Annotated in this window: 11 protein-coding genes and 1 pseudogene; 7 read left to right on the forward strand and 5 right to left on the reverse strand. The window is 69.3% G+C overall.

What is annotated here, in order from left to right:
- Positions 1-278 precede the first annotated feature (278 nt).
- A complete protein-coding gene (locus tag ACFFRH_RS34030; RefSeq protein ID WP_344750117.1) occupies positions 279-1094 on the reverse strand; it encodes a hypothetical protein in 816 nt (271 codons plus the stop codon).
- A 63-nt stretch (positions 1095-1157) separates the two neighbouring features.
- Positions 1158-2768 carry an ABC-F family ATP-binding cassette domain-containing protein gene (locus tag ACFFRH_RS34035; RefSeq protein WP_344750116.1) on the reverse strand — a complete coding sequence of 537 codons (1611 nt, stop codon included), beginning with the start codon at positions 2766-2768 and terminating at the stop codon, positions 1158-1160.
- A gap of 483 nt (positions 2769-3251) precedes the next feature.
- Between ACFFRH_RS34035 and ACFFRH_RS34040 the strand changes: the two genes are divergently transcribed.
- The 3 genes from ACFFRH_RS34040 to ACFFRH_RS34050 all read left to right on the forward strand — a co-directional run bounded on the left by ACFFRH_RS34040 (position 3252) and on the right by ACFFRH_RS34050 (position 9118).
- Positions 3252-4646 carry a carbohydrate binding domain-containing protein gene (locus ACFFRH_RS34040; RefSeq protein ID WP_344750115.1) on the forward strand — a complete coding sequence of 465 codons (1395 nt, stop codon included), beginning with the start codon at positions 3252-3254 and terminating at the stop codon, positions 4644-4646.
- Positions 4647-5381: 735 nt separating this feature from the next.
- The gene (locus tag ACFFRH_RS34045; RefSeq protein ID WP_344750114.1) at positions 5382-7292 is read left to right on the forward strand and encodes an ABC transporter ATP-binding protein; all 1911 of its coding nucleotides are present in this window, start codon (positions 5382-5384) and stop codon (positions 7290-7292) included.
- Entirely contained in the window at positions 7292-9118 is a 1827-nt protein-coding gene (locus ACFFRH_RS34050; protein ID WP_344750113.1) for an ABC transporter ATP-binding protein, read from the forward strand. Before ACFFRH_RS34045 ends, ACFFRH_RS34050 begins: the two co-directional genes overlap by 1 nt.
- A gap of 217 nt (positions 9119-9335) precedes the next feature.
- On the opposite strand, the gene ACFFRH_RS34055 is transcribed toward ACFFRH_RS34050, so the two are convergent.
- Positions 9336-10172 carry a GNAT family N-acetyltransferase gene (locus tag ACFFRH_RS34055; protein ID WP_344750112.1) on the reverse strand — a complete coding sequence of 279 codons (837 nt, stop codon included), beginning with the start codon at positions 10170-10172 and terminating at the stop codon, positions 9336-9338.
- A 666-nt stretch (positions 10173-10838) separates the two neighbouring features.
- Between ACFFRH_RS34055 and ACFFRH_RS34060 the strand changes: the two genes are divergently transcribed.
- Both ACFFRH_RS34060 and ACFFRH_RS34065 read left to right on the forward strand, forming a co-directional pair.
- Entirely contained in the window at positions 10839-14195 is a 3357-nt protein-coding gene (locus ACFFRH_RS34060; RefSeq protein WP_344750111.1) for a tetratricopeptide repeat protein, read from the forward strand.
- 94 nt (positions 14196-14289) lie between these two features.
- Positions 14290-14514, forward strand: coding sequence for a hypothetical protein (locus ACFFRH_RS34065; protein ID WP_344750110.1), 225 nt, complete (start codon positions 14290-14292; stop codon positions 14512-14514).
- A 28-nt stretch (positions 14515-14542) separates the two neighbouring features.
- Here ACFFRH_RS34065 and ACFFRH_RS34070 read toward each other — a convergent pair whose 3' ends face one another.
- Positions 14543-14950, reverse strand: a complete 408-nt coding sequence (locus ACFFRH_RS34070) for a RidA family protein (protein ID WP_344750109.1) — start codon at positions 14948-14950, stop codon at positions 14543-14545.
- 143 nt (positions 14951-15093) lie between these two features.
- Here ACFFRH_RS34070 and ACFFRH_RS34075 point away from each other — a divergent pair, with 143 nt between their 5' ends.
- Positions 15094-15474: a winged helix-turn-helix transcriptional regulator gene (locus tag ACFFRH_RS34075; protein WP_344750108.1), complete on the forward strand. Its 381-nt coding sequence runs from the start codon at positions 15094-15096 to the stop codon at positions 15472-15474.
- Positions 15475-15747: 273 nt separating this feature from the next.
- A complete protein-coding gene (locus ACFFRH_RS34080; protein ID WP_344750107.1) occupies positions 15748-15879 on the forward strand; it encodes a DUF397 domain-containing protein in 132 nt (43 codons plus the stop codon).
- A 105-nt stretch (positions 15880-15984) separates the two neighbouring features.
- Here ACFFRH_RS34080 and ACFFRH_RS34085 read toward each other — a convergent pair.
- Positions 15985-16243 (reverse strand): annotated as a pseudogene (locus ACFFRH_RS34085) (hypothetical protein); the annotation flags it as partial.

Genomic DNA, 16243 nt, shown 5'->3' on the forward strand with positions numbered 1-16243 from the left:
CGCGTCAACGAATAGAGCGAAAACCCGCCACTAATAGCAATCATAAATATTGATGAATGGCCATTTAATCGAATTAATCGCGCCTATTGGTACATCGAGGAAGGACCTCCGCCGCGGACGGGCGGCCACGGCCGGTCGACCACGGACCGACGGCGACGGTCGCGGGCGGAGGATCACGGGCCGACGGTCAACGGTCAACGGCCGATGGTCAACGGCGGACGACCACCGGCGGTTGATCACGTACGAACAAGCACGGACGAACCATCACGGATCGGCGGTCACGGGCGGACGGCGCCCGCCAGGGGCGCCTGCCTGCCCCGGTCCTTGTCGAACGGCGGCATCTTCGGCTTGACCGTGTTCAGGGGCAGCGAACCGCCGAGGGCGAGCTGCTCGAAGGGACGGCTGCTCGATCCCCAGGTGCGCGCGGTCACCTCGGCCGAGGCGATGTCGCCGGTGTTCTCGACGCTCTTGATCTGCAGGATGAACCGCCGCTTCTGGCCCGCCTGGACGTTGTCCACGAACGTGCTCCCGCCACCGAGCAGCTTGCCCCGCTTGTCGCGCAGGAGCGCGGTGACGGCCAGGCTGCGGGCCGGTATCACGTACGGGGTGCCGACGTAGCCGGTGACGAGATAGTCGCCGTCGGCCGTGCGGTCGGTCAGCACCTCGCGAACCGGGAAGGGCTGGAAGGCCGAGACGATCCTGCCCGCCAGGTGCCAGTGCGCCGGGCGGTACGCGATGCTCACGGCGGCGGGCTTCTCCTGGGTCACCACCTGGCCGGTGAAGGGGAGCGTCCCGGCCGGGGGCACGGCGTCCAGCGGCTGTTCCAGCCGGACGACCTCCTTGCCCTCGGAGTTCTTGGCCACCACGGTGGCCACGACGTTCTCGCCGAAGTGCCACGGGTTGGTGTTGGCGAGCACTCCGGCCCAGTTCACCACGTATCCATCATCGCCCTTGATGATGGACGAGGCCTGCTCCCTGACCGCGATCGGCTGGAGCGCGGCGGCCTGCTTCGTCTCCTCGTCGTCGGTGCATCCGGCGCATCCGACGAGCAGAAGGAGGGCGAGGGCGCCAACGATTCGGGTGCTGTGCGTCACCTAGCCGTGATAACCGGTTACGGGCTCCCGCCCACCTGGACACGCCGGAAACGGCCTGAGTCTTTACCTCTGCCGGACAACCCTGGCCTCATCCCATACCGGTTCGGATGATTCGTAGACCTTCCCATCCGCGCCGAAGACCAGATACCGGTCGAAGTCATCGGCGAACCAGCGGTCGTGGGTGACGGCGACCACGGTCCCGTCGAAGGCGTCCAGCCCCTCCTGGAGAGCCTCGGCGCTGGCCAGGTCGAGGTTGTCGGTCGGCTCGTCCAGCAGCAGCAGGGTGGTGCCCGACAGTTCGAGCAGCAGGATCTGCAACCGGGCCTGCTGGCCGCCGGACAGCGTCTCGAAGCGCTGCTCGGCGATGGTCCCGGCCAGCTCGTAGCGGGACAGCACCTTCATCGCCTCGTTCTTGAGCCGGGCGTGCTCGGTCATCACGATCTCGCAGGGCGTCCGGCCGATGAGCTCGGGACGGGCGTGCGTCTGGGCGAAGTGGCCGGGGACGACCCGGGCGCCGAGCCTGGCCACGCCGGTGTGCCGGACCTCCTCTCCGGCGATCAGGCGCAGGAAGTGTGACTTGCCCGAGCCGTTGGACCCCAGCACCGCGACCCGCTCGCCGTACCAGATCTCCAGGTCGAACGGCTTCATCAGGCCGGTGAGCTCCAGCTTCTCGCAGATCACCGCCCGCTTGGCGGTCCGGCCGCCCTTGAGCCGCATGCTGATGAACTGCTCCTTGGGCGCCGCCTCCGGCGGCCCGGCCTCCTCGAACCTGCGCAGCCGGGTCTGGGCCGAGTGGTAGGCGGCGGCCATGGTGTCCATGTACTTGGCCTTCTGCTTCAGCATGAGGACCAGGCGCTTGATCTTGGCGTGCTCCTCGTCCCAGCGCTTCTTCAGCTCGTCGAGGCGCTCGTTGCGCTCCCTGCGCGCCTGCGCGTACGAGCGGAAACCCCCGCCGTGGACCCAGATGTTGCCCGACTCGACGGTGATGATCCGGTCGGCCGCGTTGGCCAGGAGCTCCCTGTCGTGGCTGACCAGCAGCACCGTCTTGGCCGTCTCGCGCAGCGCCCGCTCCAGCCAGAGCTTGCCCGGCACGTCCAGGTAGTTGTCCGGCTCGTCGAGCAGCAGCGTCTGGTCGGGCCCCCGCAGCAGCGCCTCCAGCACCAGCCGCTTCTGCTCACCGCCCGACAGCGTGTTGACCTCGCGGTATTTGCAGTCGTCGTACGGCATGCCGAGGGCGGCCATGGCGCAGGTGTCCCAGAGCACCTCGATGTCGTAGCCGCCCGCGTCGGTGTAGTCGGTGATGGCCTGCGCGTAGCGCATCTGCGCCTTCTCGTCCTCGCGCTCCATCATCACCAACTCGGCGGCGTCGAGTCGCGCGGCCGCCTCCCGCACGCGCCCCGGGGCGACGCTGACCAGCAGGTCGTGCACGGACCTGCCGTCGCGGATGCTGCCGATGAACTGCCGCATGATGCCCAGGCCGCCCGAGCTGGCGACGCTCCCGTCGACCGGCTGCAGGTCGCCCGCGATCAGCCGCATCAGGGTCGTCTTGCCCGCCCCGTTGGGCCCGACGAGTGCCGCCTTGACCCCTTCGCCGACCCGGAAGGACACGTCGTCCAGCAACGGCCGCCCATCCGGCAGAACGTATGTCAGATGACCAACCTCAACATGTGCCACCGCGATTCCCTCTTTCCAAGTCCCCGCGCAGGCTACATGCCGTTTTCAGGTCCGGCATCCCGATTCCAGCCGGTACGGCCTGGCGATCCGGTCGTCATGCCCACGGCGAGCGGATCGCCCCAGCGCTCGTGAGCTGATGAACTCTTCCCGAGGCCACTTCCGCGTCGACCGGCCGTATGCCTCCGGCATCCCGGGGACACCGCCATCTGGCCCGCCCGCCACAGCGGCACAAAATGCACAAACCATCCTTTTTGCGGACATAAGTAATTAAATCCATCCAAGGTGCCCTGTCGCGATTTTTGGCAGAAAAAGATGATCAACCGGAACCATTATCGGTATTACACTTTTGGTTATGGCAAACCCGATACCCGGGCAAGACTGTACGTTTATTCACTAGTCCGAAAATGTTTGCAATGAGGTATTTGTTTCGTCAGTGGCGCTGATTACTCTCCCGATCATGGGTTCTCAACGGGAGGAGCACCTTTGTCGCTGAAACTGCGTCGCATCATGTCGGCGATCGCCGCGGGGGGACTCGTCGTTCTGGCGATGGCGAGTCCGGTGGCCGCATTCGCGCCGCCGTACATCAACGAACCCACCGGTCCGTACGCACTGCCGGTGGACGCCGACGTGCCCAAGCGTGGCTGCACCACGACGCTGTCCGACCCCAAGGACGCGAGCGGGAGCACCCCGGCCATCCAGGTGATCTACGCCTGGCACGACGGCGGCGGGAACAACTACGAGACCCACGTCGAGCAGATCGCCAAGCTGGTCGACCGGATGGACCTGGAGCTGGACGAGTCCACCAACTACGACCAGCACCTGAAGCTGAGCTGCCGCACCGGCTACGACACCAGCACCTACTCCGGTTACGCCCGCGCGCTGGTGATACCGGAGAAGATCGAGGCCGGCGTGATCGGCGGCGAGACCACGGTGGACAAGATCACCGATGATCTCGGCGCGGCGGGATACGACAACGCCAACCGCAAGTACGTGGTGTTCGAGGACTTCAACGGGACCGCGACCGCTTGGTGCACGACGACGTGCGCGGCGACCGCCGACGAATGGTCCAGCGCCACCCTGCTGCACGAACTGATCCACCTCGGCGCGGACGGTTTCTACGTGGACCATCCCAAGGTCACCGAGACCATCGACCACCTCAGCTATCCCGACGTCATGTCCAGCCAGACCTACGACTGGCAGCTGGACCATGACTTCAACAACTACTACGACCCGAGCGAGACCACGGCGACCTTCTACACCGGCAACGAGGCCAGTGACACCCGCAAGGTGAACGTCGCGGCCTGGCCCTACTTCACCACCCCCACCTGCTGCGACATCGGCTACAGCAACGACCTGCTGACCGCGCAGGAACGCACCGTCGAGGCCGACGCGCCGTACGCCACCCCGACCGGGTTCAGCGTCTCGGGCGGCGGCTGGATCCAGGTGACCCCGCCCGGCCCGACGTCACAGATCTCGGCCAAGCACTACGACGGCCGCCGGTCGCTCACCATGAACGTGCAGTCGTACGCCGACGGTGTCGTATCGGTCACCCGCAAACCCGCGGTGACCGCCGGCCAGACCTACAAGTTCTTCGCCAAGATGACCACCGCCACCTCCGGCAACGTGAAACTGCGCCTGTCGTGGTACGACTCGTCCAATGCCCTGATCTCCACCAGTGACGGTCCGACCACCGCGCTGACCAGCACCTGGACGGAATACCGGCACAGGGCGACCGCCCCGACCGGAGCGACCGGCGTCCAGATCTCGGTGGTCAGCCCCGCCGGCCAGACCTTCGTCTACCAGCTCGACGCCCTCCAGCTCAACCACTGCAACAACGGCAAGACCACCGACGGCTGCCGCCTGGACACCTGGCAGTGACCTCCAGGTGACGAACTGACCCAGCGCCTCCCGGCGGTGACCCGGTACACCGGAGCCCGCCGGGAGGCGCCACGTCGATCCTTGTCGCGACCGACGAAGTCTCTCCGTCACCCGGTTCTCAGCCGCCCCCTTCCCGGTGGGTCGGCGCGGCGGTGCTCTGCGGGTGGTAGCCCGACTCCTCGCACCGATCGCCGGTCACAGGCGTTCCGCTGCGAGTGGTTTGTACCCGCCATGCCTCGATGGCGTAGTCCACGTGGTGGAGGCATCGGGGGTGTTGGCCTCGTACAGCATGATCACCCGTGTGGGGTTGGACGACGCCGAGACGATCAGCATGCACCGGCTCTTCCATTCGGTGATCCGCGACGGCTCCGGAGACGTTCAACTCCGGGAACCGGGGATCGAAGCGCCGGAGTTCATGGGGGCCATGGCCTGTAAGTGGGCTGACCGACCTCAACGTGCCCCACGACGATTTCCCTCCGGAGTTCCCCGCGCGGGGTACACGCCGGTTTCCTGACCAGGCATCCCGATATCGGGAATGGCCGCCGGTTCCGCACTCCTCTCTCCCCGAACTCAGGTGCCGAGTCCTCCGGCTCCGGGTGCCGGATCTCCTCGGCTCCGGGTGCCGAGCGAGCCGGGTCCTGACGCGGGTCGGGGCATGGGCCTGGCAGGGCGGGGGCCGGGCCGGGCCGGGCGGGGGCCGGGCCGGAAAATGCGATGGGAAACGGTCGGTGCCCGGTGGTAGAAAACAAGTTCGATCCCATCATCGATCCGCTCGGGGGCGAGCTCGTGGTCACCAGCAGTTCGGAGTTCTCCGTATCCGGCCGCCCGCACGACAGGCGGGGTCCGGTGCGCTGGCTCTGGTCCCATGTTCGCCGCCATCCGCTCCAGCTGACCGGATTCCTCGGCGCATCGCTGATCATGGTCGTGCTCAACGCCATGGTCCCCGGGCTCACCGGCGCGGCCTTCGACGCCGTGCTGGGCAAGGACGGCGGCGGGGCACGGGCACTGGGCGCGATCTCGCTGGTGCTGCTCGCGGTCGTGCTGGCCCGTGGCGCCTTCGACGTCGTCGCGCGGCTGGCCAGCGAGGTGCTGGCCAAGCGGCTGGAGCGGGACGCCAGGGACGAGCTCTACGTCAGCCTGCTCGGCAAGAGCCAGACCTTCCACAACAGGCAGCGGGTCGGCGACCTGATGGCGCGGGCGGCCAACGACATCCGGCAGCTCTCCACCATGATCAGCCCGGGAGTCGACCTGATCGTCGACTCCGGCCTGACCGGCCTCGTGCCCCTGGTCTTCATCGTCGCGATCGATCCGCGGCTGCTGCTGGTGCCCGGCGTCTTCGCGGTCGCCTTCGTCGTCGCGCTCCGGCACTACATGGGACGGCTCAACCCCGTGGCGACCCGCATGCGGGAGCAGTTCGGCGATCTCAACGCCGGGCTGAACGAGGCCGTCCGCGGCATCGAGGTCATCAAGGTGACCGCTCAGGAGGAGCAGGAGCGGCGGCGGTTCAGGACCGTGGCGCGGCGCTACCGCGACTCCTTCACCCAGAACGGCCTGGTCCAGGCCCGCTACCTGCCGACCCTGCTCTTCGCCTTCGCGATGGCCGGTTCTCTCTGGCACGGCCTCTACCTGCACGCCGCGGGTGCCATCACGATCGGCGACCTGGTCGCCTTCATGGGCCTGGTGGCCATGCTGGGTTTCCCGACCAACATCTCGATCTTCACCTTCTCGCTGGTCCAGATCGGCATCGTGTCCTCCCGCCGGATCCTGAGCATCATGAACACCGAGACCGAGCTCGGGCAGCGCGCCGACGGCCACGCCGCGCCGATCAGCGGGGAGATCGTCTTCGAGGACGTGACGTTCGGCTACGGGGAGGACGACCCGGTGCTGCGCGGGGTGACGTTCACCGTACGGCCGGGCGAGACCGTGGCGATCGTCGGCGAGACCGGCTCGGGCAAGAGCACCCTGGCGAAGCTGGTCCCCCGGATCTACGACGTCACCGCGGGCCGGATCCTGGTCGACGGCGTGGACGTCCGCGAGTGGGACCTCGACTCGCTGCGCTCCCAGATCTCCACCATCGAGCAGGACATCGTGCTGTTCTCCCGGTCGGTCGCCGAGAACATCGCCTTCGGGCTGGGCCAGCGGGCGGAGCGGGACGCCGTCGTCCGGGCCGCCGAGGAGGCCCAGGCGGCCGACTTCATCGGCGAGCTCGACGACGGCTACGACACGGTCATCGGTGAGCGCGGCGTCACCCTCTCCGGCGGCCAGCGCCAGCGCCTGGCCATCGCGCGGGCCCTGCTGACGGATCCGGCGATCCTCGTGCTCGACGACTCGACGAGTGCGATCGACTCCGCCACCGAAGACAGGATCCAGCAGGCCATCGGCCGCGTTCTCGACGGGCGCACCACCTTCCTGATCACCCATCGGCTCTCCCAGATCCGCTGGGCGGACAAGGTCCTGCTGCTCCGCCGGGGCGAGCTGGTCGACTACGGCACGCACGACGAGCTGCTCACCCGGAGTCGCCTCTACCGGCGGATCTTCTCCCATTACGACGAGGTCGACGAGGTCGACGTGGCCGGCGGCGCCGTGGCCGGCACCACCACCGACCCGGCCGTGGTCCTCGCGGGCGAGCAGGGAGCGCAGAGCTGATGGGCTTCATCATGGACGGCCTCGACGCCGAGGACTACGACCGCACCTACGGCGATCGTGACCTCCTTCGCCGGATCCTGTCCTACTTCCGGCCGAAGCTGGGGTCGATGATCCTGGTCGCGGTCATGATCGTGCTGTTCTCACTGAGCCAGGCGGCGATGCCGTTGCTGGTCAGCTGGGGTGTGGACGGGATCGAGGACGGCACGATCGCCGACGTGGGCTGGCAGCTCACCGCCGGTCTGCTGCTCGCCGGGGTGCTCGGCTGGCTGTTCAACTTCGTCCGCCAGTGGCAGAGCGCGAAGGTCACCGGCGACGTCGTCCTGCATCTCCGCCAGGACGCGTTCGACGCCGTGCTGGAGCGTGACCTGTCGTTCTACGACGAGACCCCGTCAGGAAAGATCGTCAGCCGGGTCACCTCCGACACCGACGACTTCGCCACCGTCTCCACCCTGACGATGGACCTGATCAGCCAGGTGCTGATGGTTGGCTTCGTCACGATCCTGCTCTTCCTGCGCAGCGTCGAGCTCGCCCTGCTCACCCTGCTCGTGGCGCCGATCGTGATGGGCATCGCCCTGCTGTTCCGGCGGGTCGCCCGGAGCAGCACCCGCAGGGCGCAACGCTCCCTGAGCCGGGTGAACGCCACCCTGCAGGAGACCATGGGCGGGATCACCGTCGCCAAGAACTTCCGTCAGGAGCAGCGGGTCTACGACGAGTTCCGGCCGATCAACCGGCAGAGCTACCAGGTGACGCTCAGGCAGGGGTTCGTCTTCTCCGGCATCTTCCCCGTGCTCTTCCTCGTCGCCGGGCTGGCCACGGTCATGCTCGTCCAGCTGGGCGGCACCACCGTGCTCGGCGGCGGTCTGTCCAGCGGCGACTGGTTCCTCTTCCTCCAGGGCGTCTCGCTCTTCTGGTTCCCGCTCACCTCCATCGCCGCGTTCTGGTCCCAGTTCCAGCAGGGCCTGTCCGCGTCGGAACGGGTCTTCGCCCTGATCGACGCGCCTCCCCGGGTCGTGCAGACCGACCCTCAGCCGGTCGGCAGGCTGGCGGGCCGCATCGAGTTCCGCGACCTCACGTTCGGCTACGAGGCCGGGAGCCCCGTGCTGCGTAATTTCGACCTCACCGTCGAGGCGGGCGAGAGCGTCGCGCTGGTCGGCCACACCGGGGCGGGCAAGTCGACGCTCAGCAAGCTGATCACCCGGTTCTACGAGTTCCAGGACGGCCGGTTGCTGATCGACGACCGTGACGTCCGCACCCTTGACCTGACCGGATACCGGCGGCAGATCGGCGCGGTGCCGCAGGTCCCGTTCCTGTTCAGCGGCACCGTCGCAGACAACATCCGCTACCCGAGGCCGGAGGCGGGCGACGAGGAGGTGCTCGCCGCGGCCGCGGCGGTCGGCGGGGGCGACTGGATCGACGCCCTGCCCGACGGCCTGGGGACCGACGTCGGCGAGCACGGCCGCGCCCTGTCCATGGGCCAGCGCCAGCTCGTCGCGCTGGCCCGCCTGCTCATCCAGGATCCCGCGATCGTGGTCCTGGACGAGGCCACCGCCAGCATCGACCCGCTGACCGAGGCCCAGATCCAGGAGGGCCTGGACCGGGTGCTGGCCGACCGCACCTCCATCGTCATCGCGCACCGGCTGTCCACGATCGAGCACGTCGACCGCATCATCGTGCTCGATCACGGCCGGATCGTCGAGGAGGGCGACCACAGCACGCTGCTGGCTCGCGGTGGTCACTACTGCCAGGTCTACAACACCTACTTCCGGCACCAGTCTCCCAACTACCGGCCCGGTTCCGGGTTCGTCTCCGTCGCGGGCTCCGCGTGATCGAGGCCGCTCGGACCGGGAGCCCTCCGAGCATCGCTCTCCCGGACTTCCGGCTCGGGTGGCCGACCTCCGGCCGGTCTCGGCGTCGGGGTCATGCGGCCGCCGGGTTTCTGAGCCTGGGGGCCGCCACCGATGAAAACCCCGACCGGCGGAGACACCGACCGGTGAGGCGCTTGCCGCTGAGGCACCGACCGGTGAAGCACTGACCGGTGAAGCGCTAACCGGCGGGTTCGGCGATCAGTGCCGTGCCGACGCGGCGAAAACCGAGCCTGGCGTAGATCCGGGCGACATCCTCGTCCCCCGCCGACAGGAAGACGGTCTTCACTCCCCTGGAGCGGGCGTCGGCGATCAACGCCGCGGTGACCGCGAGCGCGAGGCCGCGACGGCGGGCGGCGGGCAGCGTGCCGACCCCGACGATCTCGCTCACCTCCCCGACCTGGTTGTGCTGGCCCGCGCACAGCGCCGTGTCGCCCTCGACGGCCGCGGCGATCACCGTCAGCCCCGCCCGGACCCGTGCGGCGCCGCTTTCCAGGGAGCCGTCACCGGTGCGGGCGAGGATCGCCTCCGCCAGGTCCGCGGTGTCCGCCGCGCCGACGCGGGTGCCGGGCTCGGCGAAGGCGAGGTGGGGAACCACCAGCGCGGAGGGCAGTGCCGGATCGTCGGCGCCCAGGACCCGCACCGCCGGATCCCCGGGCGCCGCTTCCGGCGCGACCGGCGCGGCGTCCGTTCCGAGCACCATCAGCGGGTGCTCATGGACCGTGAGCCCCGTCTCCTCGACCGCGGCACGGAGCGCGGGCGTGGTCTCGGCGACCCACTCGAAGCTCTCCGGAATCCCGAGCTCACGCTGCCGGTCTCGGACCCTGGCCACGTCGCCGGCCCGCACCGGGCCGGACCACCCGGAAGCCGGGCGCGCGTAGAAGGGCCACCCCGCGCCCTCCTGTACGAACAGGGTGAGCGGCCCGTGGTCCTCGACCCTGGCCTCGCGTCGCGGAACCGCGTCGTAGTAGTGCTCGATCAGGTCCAACAGGGCCCCGGAGCCTTCGGTGTCAATCATGACCCGCATCCAAACAGGGGCTCATGGACCGGCGCCACTTCATTACGCGGTGATCACGGTGATCGCGGTGACGCGGCACGGTGCGGTGCGAGAGCGGTGCGGTGCGGTGCGGGGCAATGCGGAGCAGCACGGGGAGGCGGGGCGGGCAGGACTTCCCGTCGGCGGGCACCGGCCCGTTCAGCGGGTCAGGTCCGGTCAGCGGGTTCATCCGGCCAGTCCGGTCCGTTAGGCGGGTCCGGACCGTTAGGCGAGTCCGGTCCGTCCGGCCAGTTCGATGCGGTCAGCGGGTCCGTTCGGCGGATCCGATCCGTTGGGCGAGTCCGGTTCATCCGGTGGGTCCGGTCCATCGGCGGGTTCTGCCTGTTCGGCGGGTTCGGCCTGTCCGACAGGTCTGGTGGGTTCGGGGGCCTTCGGATTCGCTTGGCAAGCCCGGAAATATCCCCTGGACATGCATTGAAAACGTCTAAATACCTATTATCGGTTCAATGAGCGGAAAGGCCCCTTTCCGCATCGACAGCTGCGACCAGAGACGTCCCGCGAGCACCACACCATCGGGAAACCGACCTCGCTTACGACGGAAGCATATTTGTCACCTTATTACTGCTGATTTCTACCTTTCACAGGCTCCATCGAGAGCGATGATGTTGCGATGAGTGGCGAGAAGAAATGAACAACGGTGACGAGAAGGGCGGCGACGTACGGCGGCGACCGCTCCTGTTCATCCGCTCGCGGCCTCCTCAGGGACCGCTCCGTGACCTCGGGGACCTGCTGCACGAGCTGTACCTGGAAGCCGGGGCCCCCACTCTCGACGACATCGCCGAGGGAATCGCCGGCGACCTCCCCGGCCCCGGTGCCCCCGGACGCGAGACCGTCCGCCGGATGCTGGCCGCGGCGGAACCGCCTCCCAGCCAGGCCGAGCTGACGGCCGTCATCACCACACTGGCCCGTCTGGCCCGGCGAGATCCCGCCGGGGCCGCCGACCGGGGTCGCGAGCTGTGGAGGAGGGCCCGCCTGGTCTCACCGGCCGGGCTGCCGATCCGCTCGCTGGCCGATCCGTTCTCGCTGGGGGTGCACCGGGCGATCGACGCGGGCGCGGAGGCCGCCGGAATGCCCGACCTGCCCGCCTACGTGCCGCGCCCCCACGACGACCGCCTGGCCGCCGCCGTACGGCGGGCGATGACCGGACGCAGCACGGTCGCGATGCTGGTCGGCGACTCTTCGACCGGCAAGACCCGGGCCTGCTGGGAGGCCGTGCGGCTGCTGCCCGGCGGGTGGCGGCTGTGGCATCCGGGTGATCACGGCCGTCCCGAGACGACCGCCCTCGCCCTGGGCTCCCTCGCGCCGCGGACCGTCGTGTGGCTCGACGAGGCGCAGTCCTACCTGCTCGCCCCGGCCGACGGCCTGGACGAGCGCGTCACCGCCGGGCTGCGGGCCCTGGTGAGCGACCCTGAGCGCGGCCCGGTGCTGGTCCTGGGCACCCTCTGGCCCGAATACTGGGCCGCCCTCACCGCGACTCCCGCGAACGGCGGCGCCGCCCCCCGTACCCAGGCACGGGCACTGGTGACCGGGGCGGCCATCCACGTCCCCGACCATTTCGCCGGCGCCTCCCTGGAGGCGGTACGCGGCGCGGCGGGCGGCGATCCGCGTCTGGAGCGCGCGTACGCCGGGACCCGCGACGGCCGGATCACCCAGTACCTGACCGGCGTGCCCGGCATGGTGGAGCGCTACCGCAACGCGCCCGCCCCGGCCAAGGCCGTGATCGAGGCCGCCATGGACGCCCGGCGCGCGGAGCACGGCCCCGCCCTTCCGCACGCCCTGCTGAAGACCGCCGCGTTCGACTACCTGACCGACTACGAGTACGGCTCCCTGCCCCGGGACTGGTTCGAACGGGCCCTGGCCTACGCCTGTGGTGCTCACGGTCCCCTCATACGCGTCCGTCCCCGCCACGACGAGCCGTCCTCGTACCCCCGCTACCGGCTGGCGGACCACCTGGAGCAGCTCGGTCGCGCCGAGCGCCGTACACGTCCCGCTCCCGCGGCCCTGTGGGACGCGCTGGTCTTCCACGCCGACCCCGAGGAACTGCCGCGCCTCGCCGCCCAGGCTCGGGCCCGCGGTCTCTACCACCACGCCCTCCTGCTGTACGGGGCCGCCACCACGGCCGGTGACCCCGACGCCCCTCAGCACGCGATCGCCCTGCTCGGGGAGACGGGACGTACCGAGGAGGCGCTCACCTGGCTGCGGGTCCACGGCGGGCAGGACAACGCCCGGACCCTCGGCTGGAGCGCCGCCGTCCTCAAGGGGGCCGGACACCACGAGAGGGCGATCGCCGCCTACCGGCGTGCCGCGGAGGCGGGGAACGCCGACGCCCCGAGGGAGGCGATCGCCCTGCTCGTGAAGCAGGGAAGCAAGGGAGACAAGGGAGACAAGGGAAGGGTGAAGGAGGCGCTCACCTGGCTGAACGCCCACGACTGGTTCGGCGACGCCGGCCTTCCCGTCTGGACCGCGGCGCTCCTCGACAGGGCGGGACACCATGGGGAGGCCCTCACCGCCTACCTGCGCGCCGCGAGGACCGGGAACGTCGACGCCCCGGAGTGGCTGGCATCCCTGCTGTACAGGACCGGCCGCGAGGAGGAGGCGCTCGCCGCCTGCCGTCGCGCCGCGAGGACCGGCGACGGCCCAGTCCTCAAGCAGGCCGTCGCCCTGATGCGGGAGATGGGACGGACGGAGGAGGCGATCACCTGGCTGCGGATCCGCTCCGAGAGGGGTGACACCGGCGCCCTGTGGGAGGCGGTCGAGCTGCTCCAGGAGACCGGGCGGGCCAAGGAGGCGATCACCTGGCTGGGACCCCGCGCGGACAAGGGCGACCATCGCGCGATCGCGAAGACGGTCGAGCTGCTCCAGTACACGGGACGGACCGAGGAGGCGATCGCCTGGCTGAGCGCCCGCGCCGAGACCGGCGACACCTACGCCTACTGGCGATCGATCGGCCTCCTCCAGCGGACGGGACAGATCGAGGAGGCGATCACCCGGCTGATCGCCCGCGCCGAGACCGGCGACCGCCTCGCCCTCGAAGAGGCGGTCGAGCTGCTGCGGGAGTCCAACCGGTTCGGGGAGGCGATCACCTGGCTGTACGCCCGCGCGGAGACCGGCGACCGCCTCGCCCTCGACCTGCTGCCGCACCTCCTGGAGAGGGCGGGGCGGACCACGGAGGCGATCGCCGTCCACCGGCGCGCCGCCGAGGCGGGAGACGCCGGTTCGCACTGGTCGATGGCCGCCCTGCTGCACCGGGAGGGGCACCTGGAGGAGGCCCTGGCCGCGTACCGGCGAGCCACCGAGACCGGGCACACCGGTGACGGCCGGCGGATGGTCGAGCTGCTCCAGGAGACGGGCCGGACCGAGGAGGCCCTCGCCGCCTACCGGCACGCCGCCGACGCCGGGGACACCGACGCCGGGTGGCGGATGATCGAGCTGCTCCAGGAGACCGGGCGGGCCAAGGAGGCGATCACCTGGCTCCGGGCCCGCGCCGAGACCGGCGACACCGACGCCCTGTGGAAGGCGGTCGAGCTGCTCCAGGAGACCGAACGGACAGAGGAGGCGGTCACCTGGCTGCGAGGCCGCGCCGAGACCGGCGACGTCAACGCCCTCGGGCGGTTCACCACCCTGATGTACCAGCTGGGCCGTTCCGAAGAGGCGATCACCTGGCTCCGGGCCCGCGCCGAGACCGGCGACACCGACGCCCTGGGCCACGCCGTCGACCTGATGTACGAGACCGGCGAGACGGAGGAGGCCGTCACCTGGCTGGGCGCCCGTACCGAGGCGGGCGACACCGACGCCCTGATCTGGACCGCCGTCCTGCTGCACGAGACCGGCCACCCCGACAGGGCCGTCCTCGCCTACCTGCGCGCCGCCGAACTGGGCCTTCCGGGCGCCCTGCGCCGGGCGATCGGCCTGCTGAGACAGCTGGGCCGCGGCGACGAGGCCGACCGGCTCCAGCGGTACGGGATCACCCCCGGCAGGACGTGACCCCGCAGGAGAACACCACCATTGAGAACCGGCTGGGAAGCGTGGCCTGGATACCGCTTCTCGGTTGGCCTCAATGGCCGGGGGGCGTTCGACGGTGGTCATCAGCGCGTGGCCGAAGAACTCGCCGCGCTCGGCGAGGGTGAAGTGCGACCGGCTGCTCGACACGGACGGCCCCGACAGCATGACGAACCGGTCGCCGCGCTCGGCGAGGGTGAAGTTCGATCAGCTGCTCGACACGGACGGCCTCGCCGGCATCCTGCGCCGCGACGATCTCTCGATGCGCACCGAACGCACCGTCTGCGCCGAACGCCGTACCTGACCCTCAACTCACACGGAGAAACCTTCGTTCAGTCGATGATCGCGGTGGCTTCGACCTCGACCAGATGCTCGGGCACGGACAGGGCCGTGACGCCCAGCAGCGTACCCGGGGCCACCGGGGTGACCCCCAGCTTCGCGGCCGCCCGAGCGACGCCCTCCAGGAACAGCGGCATCTTGTCGGGGGCCCAGTCGACGACGTAGACGGTCAGTTTCGCCACGTCGTGGAAGGAGGCACCGACCTCGGCCAGAGCCGTTCCGACGTTGAGGTAGCACCGCTCGACCTGAGCCGCGAGGTCGCCTTCGCCGACCGTGACCCCCTCGGCATCCCAGGCGACCTGCCCGGCGATGAAGACCAGCTTCGACCCGGTCGCGATCGACACCTGCCGGTAGACGTCGATCTCCGGCAGTCCGGCGGGGTTCACCAGGGTGATGGTCATGTTGTCCGCTCCCTCGTCGGGAAAGCCACTGGGCGCCGCTTCCAGCGATCCAAGGCGCTCCCGGTCTCTTGTGGTTACTTGGGAACCATAGGAGAGTGTTCGCTGACATGGAAGAACGCACTTTTCAGTGACTGGGGAACCTCATGGTGACCAAGCAGTTCAGCGGCTCGCCCCAGGAAGCGGACCTGACACGCGCGGACTCCCTGGCGCGGGAGATCTTCTCGGACATCGCCAACAAGTGGGCGCTCCTGATCATCGAGACCCTGGGGGAACGCACCCTGCGTTTCGGCGAGTTGCGGAACGAGATCGAGGGCATCAGCCACAAGATGCTCACCCAGAACCTGCGCATGCTGGAGCGCAACGGCCTGGTCGAGCGAAAGGTGCACCCCACCGTGCCGCCACGGGTCGAGTACACCCTCGTCGAGTCGGGCCAGGCGTTACGGAAGACGGTTGACGGCATGTGCGACTGGACCAGCCGCTACCTCGGCCACATCGAGGACTCCCGCCGCCGCTTCGACGCGTAGCCCGAGCAAGCGCCGGTCCACTCCGTCACGCACCGCGTCCTCGTCGACGTGGAGACGGCCATAAGCGACCTGTACTTGGAGACCGCAGAAGAGTTGCGTAGTTATGCGCTCATATTCGACCATGCGCGTGCGTCGGCACTCAGTGCGGAGGGTTCCGCCACATACCTGGCCAAACTCATTGATCACTTTGAGTAGAGGCGAGCATCATGGAATCCATCCATCTCGACCTCACCTGGATCAAAAGTAGCTACAGCGGCCCCAACGGAGACGACTGTGGAGGTCGCCACCGATCTGCCCGGCATCGTCGCCGTACGCGACAGCAAGGACCCGTACGGCCCGATGCTGACCTTCTCCCCCGCGGCCTGGGGCGACTTCCTGGCGGGCGTCCGCAGCGGAGAAATCTGACCTGACCACGAGTGCCGCACGGCCGAAAAAGCCGACCGAAAACCGGCCGTGCGGCAACTCATGGTCCAGCGCTCGCTGACGCTGGCCTGGCTCCCGTGGCTCCCGTCAGCCGTCGCCCTCACCGAAGGGGTTCTGGCCGCCACGGCCGTTGCCGCCGCCGTTCCCGCCGCGGCCGCCGGGACCGTTGTCCCAGCCGGGCCTGTCGAAACCGCCGGAGTCGTCGGGGCCGTTGATCTCGATGCCGCCCTCGTCGCCCTCGTCGTCCGACGGGGGCGGTGCGGGCCGGCAGCTCTGACCGCAGCCGCCGAACCGCTCGGTGTTGATCGGGGTGAACGACGTCGGCTCGACGTTCTTCAACGCCGCC

This window comes from Streptosporangium vulgare, from assembly GCF_042428775.1.
Lineage (GTDB): Bacteria > Actinomycetota > Actinomycetes > Streptosporangiales > Streptosporangiaceae > Streptosporangium > Streptosporangium vulgare.